This window comes from Allopseudospirillum japonicum (assembly GCF_900108915.1).
Lineage (GTDB): Bacteria > Pseudomonadota > Gammaproteobacteria > Pseudomonadales > Halomonadaceae > Pseudospirillum > Pseudospirillum japonicum.
The window spans coordinates 139,017-151,684 of the sequence record NZ_FNYH01000009.1; the positions used below are offsets into that span (position 1 = coordinate 139,017).

Sequence of the window (12,668 nt, forward strand, 5' to 3'; positions counted from 1 at the left end):
AATCTTTGCCTGAGATACCTTACGCTTTCATGACCATCGCCAAACATGCCTTACTTAATGATCTTTTTGTCAGTGATGATGTGCCTGTCGGTCAGCTCATTCATTCTGGGTTACTCACCTGCCCACCGGAGACTTGTTTAAGTGAGGCTGCACGTTTAATGCAGCAAGCCCATGTGAGCTGTATTTTAATCCAAGATCCTGAAACCCAAGCTTTAGTTGGGATTTGGAGCGAAGGCGATGCAAGACGCTTAGACTTTACTGACCGTCAGCTGATATCACGCCCTATTGGTGATTTTATGAGCCATCCGGTACGTTCTGTGCCTGCGTCTTGGTCGCTCAATCAAGTGGGGATGAAACTAAAACGCGAAGGAGTACGACGTTTGCTTGTCATTCAAGATGAAGACCAACGTCCTTTAGGTATAGTAACGCAAACTGATGTCGTACGTCAGCAAGGATTAGAACACTATTTATATATGCGAGAAGTTGGTTCAGCGATTCGCCAACCACCTTTGGTACTAGATGCACGCATGCCTGTTGCCGAGGCGGTGCACACACTACAAGAAAGCAATTCAGAAGCAGCCATTGTGGCTTACCCTCAAGATCTACACCACCCTTGGGGCATTATTACCGAACGCGATTTAATTCGCTTACTAGCAGATGCACAAAATTATGTGTGTTTAGGTGACATTGCGACTCATCAGCTTTTATCTGTTGAACCGGATACCAGTTTAATTGCTGCGGTTAATATTTTACGTGAGAAAAAATTTCGTCATTTAGGCGTCATTGGGCCACAAGGTCAGCCGATCGGTTTACTTTCCCTAGGCGATATTCTTGCAAGTGTTGAATATGCTTATGTTAACCGCCTACGAGAGGCCCTTAGCGCACGCGATTCTGCATTAAAAGCTTCTATGGAACACTTGCGCTTAGCACAAAAAGTCATCGAAGTTTCCTTAGATGGCATTATTATTACAGATGCACGGGGCATTATTGAATCGGTGAATCCCAGTTTTACAGAATTAACTGGTTATACCGCTGAGGAAGTCATCGGTAAAACCCCCAAGGTGTTAAGCTCTGGACGCCATCAAAGCAATTTTTATCAAAATATGTGGCAAGCGTTAAAGCAGCAAGGGTATTGGCAGGGCGAAATTTGGAATAAGCGTAAAAATGGTGATATTTTTCCTGAATGGCTCACTATTACTGCAATCCGTGATGAAAAAGAGCAGATTATTCAATATGCTGCCATTTTTGCGGATATTAGTGATCGCAAACGCAAAGAAGAAAAAATTCACAATCTCGCTTATTTTGATGAGCTCACAGGCCTTGCTAATCGGCGTTTACTCAATGATCGTTTACAACAAGCCCTCAGCCAAGCACGCAAGCATGAGGCTATGCTAGCTGTCTTATTTTTAGACCTTGATTTATTTAAACGTATTAATGATTCTTTGGGTCATGCCAGCGGTGATCAAGTTTTAAGACGTGTCGCCCGTAGGTTACAAGATGCTGTTGGTACAGAAGATTCCGTTGCTCGTTTAGGTGGCGATGAATTTGTTATTTTGGTCCCTGAAGTTGAGCATCTGACCGATTTAGAACGCTTATCACACCGTATTATTGCCGCAATTCATCAACCGATGCAGATTGAAGGACAAGAACTCTTTGTTTCTACCAGTATAGGTATTAGCTTATATCCACAAGATGCACAAAATACAGATGATTTATTGAAAAATGCCGATAGCGCTATGTATCGTGCTAAAGAAAATGGGCGTAATAATTTCAGCTTTTTTACACAACAATTAGGACAAGAAACAAGCTCACGTTTAACATTAGAAAATGCTCTAAGACGTGCCTTGCATCAACAAGCTTTTCAACTATTTTATCAACCTAAAATTGATATTCACCAAGGCAAACTCAAAGGTTTTGAAGCCTTAATCCGTTGGAATGATGAACATTTAGGTTTTGTCTCTCCGGCTGATTTTATTCCTATGGCAGAACAACTCGGCTTAATTGATAGCTTAGGCAATTGGGTATTACATGAAGCCTGTCAACAACTTAAGTGGTGGCAAAAAGCCGGCTTAGACGTCGTCCCCATTGCTATTAATATCTCTGCACGTCAACTAGCAAGCCCACATTTTGAAGCCAGTATTCACCAAGCACTACAAGATTCAAAAATTCCTGCTTATTTATTAGAACTAGAATTAACCGAAAGCTGTTTTTTACCAGAACATGCCGAAGCCATTGCTTGTATGCTACATCGTTTACGCCAACTTGGGATTAAAATCTCTATCGATGATTTTGGTACAGGCTATTCTTCTTTAAGCTATTTAAAACGTTTGCCTTTAGATACCTTAAAAATTGATGCCAGCTTTGTGCGCGAATTACCACATGCCCATGATGATTGCCAAATTGCAATCACTATTATTGCCATGGCAAAAGCACTCGGATTAAATGTCGTTGCAGAAGGCATTGAAACCTATGAGCAACTGACTTTTCTGCGTGAACAAGGCTGTGAACAAGGCCAAGGTTATTATTTAGGACGCCCGAGCCCTGCCAATCAAGTCGTTACTTGGTTAGCACAAGACTGGCATACCCAAGTTTACGACCATTGAGTTAATTTCCCTTAACGCCTGTACCCACTTCTAAAGCTTCAAACCAGTCAAGGAAGCGCTTAACATCATCGCCCTGAAAAATCGAACCATGTTGAGGTGCTAAATATTCAATGTCTAGGGTACGGACACGGCGTATCCAGTCATCTTTTGCCCGATTAGAAGGCATCCAACGTTGATGAAAACCACGCATATATTGGGTATGCTCTTGGAAGTTTTCTACAAATAAAGGCGTATTAGCTTCTGGCAATAAAGCAGCACCCACATCACCACTCATCAGAATTTTAGCGACAGGATCATAAACATGGAAATTGCCAGAAGAATGCAAATAATGCGCAGGAATAAATTGCAATTCTACCCCACCCAAACGCAAACTTTGGCCCTCATCTGGGATTGCTTTATATTCAATATGGTTACAACCAAAGTGACGCAAAAAACCTTCCCATAACCAAGGCGCATGTAATTGTGCATGTGGTAAAGTTTTATCCCACAATCCGAGAGATGAAATAATATCTGGGTCTTGATGCGAAGCAAATAAATGGGTGATGTGTTCAGCAGGAATATGATGCACAATCGCAGCTAACATAGCAGGAAATAATTCAATCCCACCTGGATCTAACAAAATCGCTTCTTTACCTGCACGAACCATATACTGATTTGTATCAATAATATTTTGAGGACGCTCTGGATCACGTGCAAACATATACCAAGTATGTCCACGCCCTTCATATAATTTCTTTGTTTGCATCTTTCGTTATCTCTTTTATTAATATTGGTTATTACGCAGTAAACTACGACTTTTATGCGCAATGCTACGAATACGCTCAGCGGCCGTTTCTAACTTATTGACAATACCTTCTAAACCTACTTTATAAGTATACTCAACTGTCGCAGCTTCTTGACGTGAAGTTGCCGCAACCACATGCGCAGCTAGCATACGTAATTCAATTTCATCTAGCAGCTCAGTTAACTGGCGTAAATGATGTTTTAACTGGCGTTGCTGCTGTAATTCATCTTGACGCGCTTGGTGAACTAGAGGACGCATATCCGCAAGATAACTAGCGCTTTGTGCTAATCTTTGCGCATGTTGAAAACGTCGTTTAGCCTCCGCCACATCCAAACGTTTCAGGGCAACCCGTGATAGCTTCAGCGCCTCGTGATTGATTTCCTGTACCAAACGTATGGTGTCACTGGCAAGCTCTATCATGTAATCGGTAATCGGGCGAAAGGTACGCACATTATCGCCTGCCCGTGCCACTAAAGCGCGGGCATTCATAGCCTCTAAAGAAATATTGCGTGCTTCACTTAAAACCGCACTTAATTGCGCTGCAACTGTGACTGCAGTTACAGAGAACCCTGAAATTTTCAGTAATATCTCGTCATCATCTGGCTTCACGGTATAATCCTGTTAAATAGCGCCTACAGCCGCTCACTGATTGATTAAGGTTATTTATAATGTCAACGACGTCTGACTATGCCCAGCAACTAAACCAACACTATGCAGATACGCATATTATTCAACGTTTACGCGAAGCTTTAATCGCAGAAGATTTAGACCCAGACCATCTCACCTATGAAGATATTGCGACCTTAGACCAACTGCATGTCGGTGGACGGCGCGCTTCCTTACAGCTTGCCGACCGTTTACTTTGGCCCGCTGGACTGAAGGTGCTAGATTTGGGCTGTGGTACAGGCGGCAGCAGTCGCTTATTACATCAGAGCTATGGTGCCCAAGTGATCGGGGTTGATATTACCTCAGCATTTATTGAGATTGCTCGTTGGTTCAATCGTGCCACCGGCTGTGCTTCTATTGATATGCGTTGCGAAGATGCCTGCGCCTTATCTTTAGAATCAGCCAGCGTACAGCGCGTTTGGAGTCAACATACCTTAATGAATATCCCCCAAATTACGCAAGCTTTAAGCGAAATTAAACGGGTTTTGTTTCCTCAAGGCGCGCTTATTTTGCATGAAATCGTCCGTGGGGAAAATCTCGAGCCACTCACCTATCCAGTTCCTTGGGCACGCAGCCCACATACGAGCCATTTGCTTAGTCTCACCGAACTCGATCAACATCTACAACAAGCAGGTTTTACCCCTTATCACCAAGCGGATATCTCTGCACAAGCACTCGCATGGCGCCAAAAACATAGTGATCGTGAAGCACGTGGGCAAACGGGCTTATTAACCCCTGAGCTTATTTTCGGAGCAGATTTTCTCAGTATGGGGGCAAATTTGATGAAAAACCTTGCCCAAGATAAGGTGCGGATTATGGAACTCATTTATCACGCACCCTAATTTCTCATATTTAAGCACTAGTGCTTTCTAGTGCTTGCTTGACTCTTTGGTAATCATCCCAAGTATCAATCCCTGCCGGCGGACTTTGGTGTGTGATGCCGACATAGATCCCCACACCCTGATACAAAGCACGCAACTGCTCTAATTGCTCTGCCATTTCCAAAGGCGCTGGTGGCCAAGTGACAAACTGATTCAGCAGATGTACACGATACGCATATAAACCTAAATGCCGATAAAAAGGGAAATTTTCCGGCAAGCTTTGCTGTGTATTTGGCGGTGCATCTCGAACCCAAGGTAAGGGCGCACGACTAAAATACAAAGCCATCCCAGCAGCATTCAGCGCTACCTTCACCGCATTAGGATTGACCCAGGTGGCATAATCTTGAATCGGTTCAGCGAGCGTCGCCATGCCTGCATTAGGTTCAGCGGCAAGATGGTGCGCCACTTGATTGATTAACTTTGGGGGAATTTGCGGCTCATCACCTTGCACATTCACCACAATTTCATCCGCATACCAATCTAGCTGGCTGACCACTTCTTGCAAACGATCTGTACCGGATGCATGTGTACTTGAGGTCATGCAGACTTGTGCCCCTAAACCTACACCCACTTCGGCAATCCGTTCATCATCTGTGGCAATCACCACACGTTTTGCCTCACTTGCACACGCCCGTTGATAGACATGGGCCAACATCGGCTGCCCCGCCAGCATCAATAAAGGTTTGCCAGGTAAGCGGCTAGAAGCATAACGTGCGGGGATAATCACACTAAAATCTATCATGCGCTCGCCTGTGGATATTTATGATCTAGGCGTTCCTCAGCACTCAGTACCCGGGCTTCATCTTCTAACATAACAGGAATACCTTCACGTATCGGAAAAGCCAAAGCATCTGCACGGCAGATTAATTCTTGCTGCGTTTTGGCATAGACCAAAGGCCCTTTACAGATAGGGCAAACCAATAAAGCTAATAATTGTTTATCCATGTGCGTCCTCTCGATTCAAGTGAGTTCGGCCAGCCCATTGGGCTTGCCAAGTGTGACATAAGGCGATTAATTCCGGATCCACCTGCAAATCGACACTGATAATATAATCTTGTGCGCGCAGGTAAGTTTGACATTTCACCACATCTTTCATAGTGACAACACAAGGGGCTGCATCGGCAAACTGGAATTCATCGCCTTGAAACTGATAATGATCTGGCCATAAATGTGCCTGTACCTGTAACTGGCAGTGTTGAGTTAAATAATCAATTAAGGGTTGTGGATAGCTAATCCCAGTGACTAAATGCACTTGTGTCCCCGGTGGCCAAGGACATACTTGCATCCCAACAGATTCAGGCATGGCTTGGTTGATCTGTGCAAGCGGATGCCATCGGTAATCAGCTAAACGGACCCCAATCCAAGGCAGCGCCTGCGCACCAGCGAATTCTTGTTGCATTTGCTGCAACTGTCCAGCTTGGCTTTGATGCACAATCACAGCATCTGCTTGTAATAAGCGGCATCTTGGCTCTCGCAAAGGCCCCAAAGGCAAAAGCGCATTACGCCCCCAAGTACGCGCACCAGACACAACTACCAGCTCATGCGTACGCGGCAAAGCATAATGCTGTAAGCCATCATCACTGATTACCAGATCGAGTGGATATTTTTTTTGCAGATATTGCAATGCGCTCAAACGACAAGGGGCCACCACCACAGGACATGCTGTTTGCTGATGCAGCATCAAGGCTTCATCTCCGGCCGCAGCGACAGGTGAATTGACGGTGACTTCATAAGGATATTGAGGCGCACAACCACCATAACCACGGCTGATAATCCCCACTTGATAACCTTGTGTCTGCCAATACTGTGCCAGCCAACGCACTAAGGGCGATTTACCACTACCGCCGACATGGAGATTCCCCACCACAATCACAGGAATCTCCAGCCTATATTGGGCTGCTTGTTGACGTAATTTGCATGCGCGTTTTTTGCTTATATAAGCAAAAAGATGCGCCAAGCTCCACCAAAGCGGCATGAGCGCATACAAGACATAACGTCCCCAAGGCAGGTGACTTGCGGTATGCGGATACCAAAAGGCCTGTATACTTTGTTCTAGATAGGCGGCGATACGTCTACCATATCGGTTATTGATCATGTACTGACTCAGCACTAAATTGCATCTGGTGTAAATGCGCATAAGCCCCTTGGGCAGCCAGCAAGTCGGTATGCGTTCCTTGCTCAACAATGCGGCCATTTTCCATCACCACAATTTGATCGGCTTTTTCTATCGTCGATAAACGGTGAGCAATCACCAAGGTAGTACGCCCTTGCATCAACTGATCGAGTGCCTGCTGAATATAGCGCTCAGACTCATTATCTAGTGCCGAGGTTGCTTCATCTAAAATTAAGATGGGTGCATCTTTTAATAAAGCACGCGCAATCGCTAAACGTTGTCTTTGCCCACCAGAAAGGGTGACCCCATTATCACCAATAAAAGTATCAAAACCTTGCGGTAGCGCTTCAATAAAATCCAAGGCATAGGCAGCTTTGGCTGCGGCATAAATTTGTTCCTCCGTCGCATCCGCCTGCCCATAGGCAATATTATTCGCCACAGTATCGTTAAATAAAGTCACCTGCTGGGTGACCAAGGCCACTTGCGCGCGCAGGCTTGCCAAAGTGAAATCTTGGATGGCTCGACCATCTAGCGCAATACTGCCCTGATCTGCGTGATAAAGCCGTGGAATTAGGCTTGCCAAAGTCGATTTACCACTGCCTGAACGCCCCACTAACGCTAGCATTTGCCCTGCAGGAATGGCTAAATTAATGTCTTGCAGAGCTTCTTTCTCCGCCCCTGGATAACGAAAACTCAGATCACGAATATGCAAATGCCCTTGGGCTTTTTCAGTCAGCACCAAAGTCCCTGTGTCTTGTTCAGGTGCCGTATCTAATTGCTGGAACACATCTTGTGCCGCCGCCAGCCCGCGCTGAATAATGCTATTGATTTCCGTCAGTTGACGCATGGGCTTGGCAAGCAGGGCTGCGGCAGTAATAAAAGCGATAAATTCGCCTGGGGTCATACTTTGCAAGAGTTCAGGTGACAAAGCCAGCCATACCAAAAAGCCCATCGCCAAAGCAATAATTAATTGAATCACGGGTGTGCTAATAGCTTTGGTAAGGGCCATTTTCATACTTTGTTGGCGGTTGTATAAACTGGCATGCAAAAAGCGCTCACGCTCATAAGCTTCACCACCGAAAGTACGCACCACACGATACCCGCTAATGGCCTCTGAAGCCACGTGTGTCACATCCCCCATAGAATTTTGAATACGACGACTGATACGACGAAAACGCCGGCTGGCGTAACTGACCACTAAACCAATTAGGGGAGTAATCGCAAGAAAAACTAAGGACAATTGCCAATTATTATAAAATAAATAGATCAGCAGGCCGATGACAAATAGGCCTTCACGTACCAAGATGGTCACCGCTTTGGTAGCCGCTTCTGTGACTTGTTCCACATTAAAAGTCACTTTGGAAATCAAGTGGCCGCTGGATTCCTGATCAAAAAAAGCACTGGGCAAAATCAATAGACGATTAAATAAATCACAACGTAGCGCATGGACTAAATGCCGGCCAACATATTCCATATAATAGGTCCCTAAAAAGGTTCCCAAGCCACGCACAGCAAATACCGCAACCATTAAACTAGGAAAGAGCCAGCGTTCTTGGCTGACTTGGGCATTTTGAATTGAATCAATCAGATATTTCATCAATTCTGCGAGTCCTGTACTCGCACCTGCATACAAGGCATAACCAAAAACACTCACGGCAAATGCCATCCAGTAAGGACGGACATAGGTCAGCAGGCGTCGGTAATCCTGCCATGCAGACACGCTTTCCTCGGTTTTATTCATGTGTTGATCCTTGGTTGTCTGGTCGGGCTTGCGTGGCAATATGCACTTTACTGATACCGAGTTGACCTAATACATCTAAGGCTAAGACCACAGCTTGATGCGGCGTTTGTGCATCAGCTGACAGCACGAGGGTATCCTGGTCTGCCAAGTTGGCTAACATGTGTTTCAATGCTTGCTGATCTTGTGCGTCGGCTTGCTTAGCCTCGATGTTTGGCCCTAACAGCTGATATGCCCCTTGTGCAGAAATTTGTAGCTCGAAAATCTGCATTTCAATCGGTTGTTCCACTTGTCTACTGGCCTGTGGTAAGACCAAATCCAAGGCTTGAGAATCTTTAAACGTGGTTGAGACCATAAAAAAGATCAGTAATAAAAACACCACATCAATCAAGGGTGTTAAATTAACTTGAATATCTTCAGTCACTTGGCGACGAAATTTCACATATCACCCCGAGTATTGGCTATTTTCGCAGGATACAATTCATCTAATAAGTGAATCGCCTCTTGTTCCATGCGCACGACCAAATCCCCTACACGGCGAATAAAAAAACGGTGGAACAATAAGGCAGGAATCGCCACCCCTAAACCAAAGGCCGTGGTCACCAAGGCTTTGGAAATCCCACCGGCAAGTAAACGAGCATCGCCTGTACCTTCAAGCATCAGCTGAGCAAAAACATCAATCATACCCACCACAGTACCCAACAAACCTAATAGCGGTGTGATGCTGGCAAGCGTGCCTAACATATTCAAAAAACGTTCTAACTCATGCACTAAATGCGCAGCAGCTTCTTGAATACTTTCTTTACTTTGCTCGCGACCATGCGCCACTTGCTTTAAACCAGAAGCCAGCACAGCACCCAAAGGGGAATCTTGTGCCACCTCGTTAAGCCAAGTACGAGCACGTCCTTGCGCTAAATCTTGTTGCAGCTGGGGATTTTGTTGTAATTGACGCAATAAACCCTGTGCCAGCCCGCGTGGTGCAATGCGGTTTGCTTGAATAAAAAGCACCCAAGTGCGTTCTAGGACGATGGCGAGCGCCAACAAGGAGCAAATCATCAGGGGCCAAATTAACAGACCGCCAGTTTCTAACATTGCCAACACGGCGAGTTTCCTTATGGGTTAGACAAGATCAAATTGGCAGGGATTTTAACCAAAAGGCGGCAGCTAGGCTATGGATAAGCCCAACCCCCTTGCCAACTTGCATCCTGTAAATAATGGGAACGCTGTGATTGAAAGCGGATACCTTGCCTATAGAAAGACCAAGTTAAACGTCCTAAATCACTGGTAGAGACCTGACGAATTCCTAACGCGGCGGCATGCTGAACCACTTGCCCATGCGGATGCCCATAAGAAGAACGCCAACCATGGCTATAGGCCAAATACTCAGGACGCCAGCGTCTTAATAAACTGGGATGGGTTGATGTCCGACTGCCATGATGGCCCGCAACCCAGACACTTATTTTGTCTGCTTCTAGTTGTTGGGTTTTCCCCGCAAGTGCTAAACGTTGGTACTCATATGCTCGGCTAACATCCCCAGTGACTAAAATATGCTGCCGCCAAGGTGTACTGACTAAAAGCATACAGGAAGTATCGTTTGCACTGAGTTGGTGTGCAGACATAGGACCGATCAGCGTAAATTCAACGTCATCCCACACCCAAGTATGCACCCCTTGGCAAGCACGCTGACGCACCTGACCTTGCGGTGGTGCCATATCCATTCCATGCCAGATCACTTGGGGACGCACATGCGGCGCTAACACAGGCCAAGCGCCACTATGATCTCGATCACCATGACTTAACACGACAGCATCAAGTGCTTTCAGTTCTGGAAGATAGTCTTTAATCGGCGCGAAACCACTGGGATACCCTATACCAACATCATACAAAAGGCGATGATGCTGGGTTTCTAGTAAAAGACTAAGCCCTTGGCCTACATCAAACAGGTGAAGATGAACCTCACCAGAAGCAAGTTTTTGCTGTCCTGTCACAGGTACTAACGTCAACACATACGCCAGCACAGCTGCCATCACGCCTACACCACGCAAAGCAAGCATCCCTGTAGGCAAAGCCGCTAAAGCAATTAAAACCACCCAAGGCATTTGTACTGGATAATCTTGCCAAACACTCAAAGGTACCGTTTGCAATCCATGTAAAACCTGCAAGACCCAATCAATACTGTGCGCAGCAAACACTAGTAAAGCCGTCTCGCCCAAGGCAGCGAGCCCCAAAGCCAGAAAACACAAGGGCAAAAACATCCCCATTAAGGGCACTAAAAGCAGATTAACTAGCGGACCCCAAAGGGAAACGGGCAACTGGAAAAGCAGTAAAAGAGGCATCAAGCCCCAAAACAAGCGCATTTGCAGACTCAACCAAAGGCGCCATGTGCCAGTTTGATGCTGATACGTCCACATGATCAACGCCACACTGACAAAAGACAGCCAGAAACCAGCACGCGCACTCAAGCTTGGGTTGAGGGTCAGCATCCCAAGTAGCAAGATTCCCCAAGCCCACCAAGGATTAATACGCTGTTGGACCCAAGTGATCAACACCAGTGCAAACACCAAGGTCCCCCAAGCGCGCTGCACTGGCACTTGCCAACCACTGATCCCAGCATAAGCTGCCGTCACAGCCAACACGAGCGCAATCCAGAGGGAATACACATATGTGTCACGGCGTATCTGTAGTACCCGCCCAAGTAACAAAAAAGCCGTCGCTAACAACCCCAGATGCAAACCAGAAACCACTAACAAGTGCACACTACCGGTTGCGCTAAAGAGCGTCCAAGTGGTTTGTGCTAAGCCTTGTTGCTCACCCAACAAAAGCGCTGCAAGTACTTGGTATGCCGTTGCTAATTCAGGTTTTTTTTGTGATTCTGCTGCGAGTAGCTGTAATCCTTGCTGACGTATACCAGTAAGCCAGTGCGTGCTTTCTTGTGGATAAAGCTGTGCACTTTGTGCATGTGTTTTCACATAGCCACGGACAAGATCCGCACCCAAAGCATATTTTTGACTTGCCGGATGTGCATAGGCACGTACAGGCTTTAAACGGGTACGCAAACCCCAAACTTGTCCCACCACCATAGATTGGGGTAGGGCATCATATAGACTTAAATAAAGACTTTGCCCAACCAAGGGGCACGTTTGCGTATGGACAATTTCTCGATCAGGGGGCTTATTTTCTTGCACTGGCTGACACGCTAAAACTTGGATGCGTATTCTACCAAATTGTGTAGAGGTCTTGGGTTTAGAAAATTCTCGTTGTTGAATTTCACCTACCAGCCAAATATCTTGTCCTATCCAAGTCAAAGGCAAGCTAGCACTCAAACGATCCGCTAGACTGGTATAGCCTATGAGGATAGCCAATAAATATACACTGAGTAGCCAATAACGCTTTAAAGCAACACAGACCAGCAGCACTAACAAAGCAAGATATTCATCAGCACTTGGCCAAATCCCTCTTAAGTAAGAGGTCCACAAGCCCAGCAAATAGGCACTGAAATAAGCCGGTGTACGCCAGTGCAATAAAGTCGTTCGCGTAAAGCATCCTTGCATTTGATCACGTCCTTTTATCAATTTTACGCGGGAAACCCCGTCCTGTTAGGGCGGGGAGGGATGTTGGCGTTTCTGTCTGAGGTGTCGTGTGTCCCCTTGCAGCAATGCCTTCGCCACCAGCAAACCGCCTTCAAAAACTTCTTTGAGGGCCGTGCCAAGTACCCGGTATTCAAGAGCAAGCGGCACCGCCAGTCGGCGGAGTTCACCCGCTCGGCCTTTAAATACCGGGACGGCAAGCTGTATCTGGCCAAAAGCAAAACCCCATTGGATATTCGCTGGAGTCGTGAACTGCCCAGCGCACCCAGCACAGTGACCGTTTCCAAAGACTCGGC

General features: G+C 46.2%; 11 protein-coding genes and 1 pseudogene. 3 read left to right on the forward strand and 9 right to left on the reverse strand.

The features are described from left to right. The first annotated feature begins 29 nt into the window (after window positions 1-29). Window positions 30-2,603, forward strand: a complete 2,574-nt coding sequence (locus BMX05_RS09475) for an EAL domain-containing protein (protein ID WP_093310846.1) — start codon at window positions 30-32, stop codon at window positions 2,601-2,603. Window position 2,604: 1 nt separating this feature from the next. On the opposite strand, the gene BMX05_RS09480 is transcribed toward BMX05_RS09475, so the two are convergent. Both BMX05_RS09480 and BMX05_RS09485 read right to left on the reverse strand, forming a co-directional pair. After that, a complete protein-coding gene (locus BMX05_RS09480) occupies window positions 2,605-3,348 on the reverse strand; it encodes an oxygen-binding di-iron domain-containing protein (RefSeq protein WP_093310849.1) in 744 nt (247 codons plus the stop codon). 18 nt (window positions 3,349-3,366) lie between these two features. Continuing rightward, window positions 3,367-3,996 carry a hypothetical protein gene (locus tag BMX05_RS09485; RefSeq protein ID WP_093310852.1) on the reverse strand — a complete coding sequence of 210 codons (630 nt, stop codon included), beginning with the start codon at window positions 3,994-3,996 and terminating at the stop codon, window positions 3,367-3,369. Between the two features lie 59 nt (window positions 3,997-4,055). Here BMX05_RS09485 and BMX05_RS09490 point away from each other — a divergent pair, with 59 nt between their 5' ends. Further along, on the forward strand, window positions 4,056-4,895 hold the full coding sequence (locus tag BMX05_RS09490; RefSeq protein WP_093310856.1) for a class I SAM-dependent methyltransferase: 840 nt from the start codon (window positions 4,056-4,058) through the stop codon (window positions 4,893-4,895). A gap of 10 nt (window positions 4,896-4,905) precedes the next feature. Here the strand turns inward: BMX05_RS09490 and kdsB are convergent, their stop codons facing one another. The 7 genes from kdsB to BMX05_RS09525 all read right to left on the reverse strand — a co-directional run bounded on the left by kdsB (window position 4,906) and on the right by BMX05_RS09525 (window position 12,336). Continuing rightward, window positions 4,906-5,676 carry a 3-deoxy-manno-octulosonate cytidylyltransferase gene (gene kdsB, locus BMX05_RS09495; protein ID WP_093310858.1) on the reverse strand — a complete coding sequence of 257 codons (771 nt, stop codon included), beginning with the start codon at window positions 5,674-5,676 and terminating at the stop codon, window positions 4,906-4,908. Beyond that, window positions 5,673-5,879 (reverse strand): Trm112 family protein, encoded by a 207-nt coding sequence (locus BMX05_RS09500; RefSeq protein ID WP_093310860.1) that lies wholly within the window; start codon window positions 5,877-5,879, stop codon window positions 5,673-5,675. The genes kdsB and BMX05_RS09500 overlap by 4 nt, the downstream gene beginning before the upstream one ends. Then, window positions 5,872-7,029 (reverse strand): tetraacyldisaccharide 4'-kinase, encoded by a 1,158-nt coding sequence (gene lpxK, locus BMX05_RS09505; RefSeq protein WP_177166864.1) that lies wholly within the window; start codon window positions 7,027-7,029, stop codon window positions 5,872-5,874. The genes BMX05_RS09500 and lpxK overlap by 8 nt, the downstream gene beginning before the upstream one ends. Next, the gene (gene msbA, locus BMX05_RS09510) at window positions 7,019-8,788 is read right to left on the reverse strand and encodes a lipid A export permease/ATP-binding protein MsbA (RefSeq protein WP_093310866.1); all 1,770 of its coding nucleotides are present in this window, start codon (window positions 8,786-8,788) and stop codon (window positions 7,019-7,021) included. Before msbA ends, lpxK begins: the two co-directional genes overlap by 11 nt. Continuing rightward, window positions 8,781-9,227: an ExbD/TolR family protein gene (locus BMX05_RS09515; protein WP_093310869.1), complete on the reverse strand. Its 447-nt coding sequence runs from the start codon at window positions 9,225-9,227 to the stop codon at window positions 8,781-8,783. The genes msbA and BMX05_RS09515 overlap by 8 nt, the downstream gene beginning before the upstream one ends. Then, a complete protein-coding gene (locus BMX05_RS09520; RefSeq protein WP_317622228.1) occupies window positions 9,224-9,877 on the reverse strand; it encodes a MotA/TolQ/ExbB proton channel family protein in 654 nt (217 codons plus the stop codon). The genes BMX05_RS09515 and BMX05_RS09520 overlap by 4 nt, the downstream gene beginning before the upstream one ends. 77 nt (window positions 9,878-9,954) lie before the next feature. Further along, entirely contained in the window at window positions 9,955-12,336 is a 2,382-nt protein-coding gene (locus tag BMX05_RS09525; protein ID WP_093310875.1) for a DNA internalization-related competence protein ComEC/Rec2, read from the reverse strand. A gap of 60 nt (window positions 12,337-12,396) precedes the next feature. Here BMX05_RS09525 and BMX05_RS09530 point away from each other — a divergent pair. Next, a pseudogene (locus BMX05_RS09530) lies at window positions 12,397-12,668 on the forward strand (RNA-guided endonuclease TnpB family protein); the annotation flags it as partial.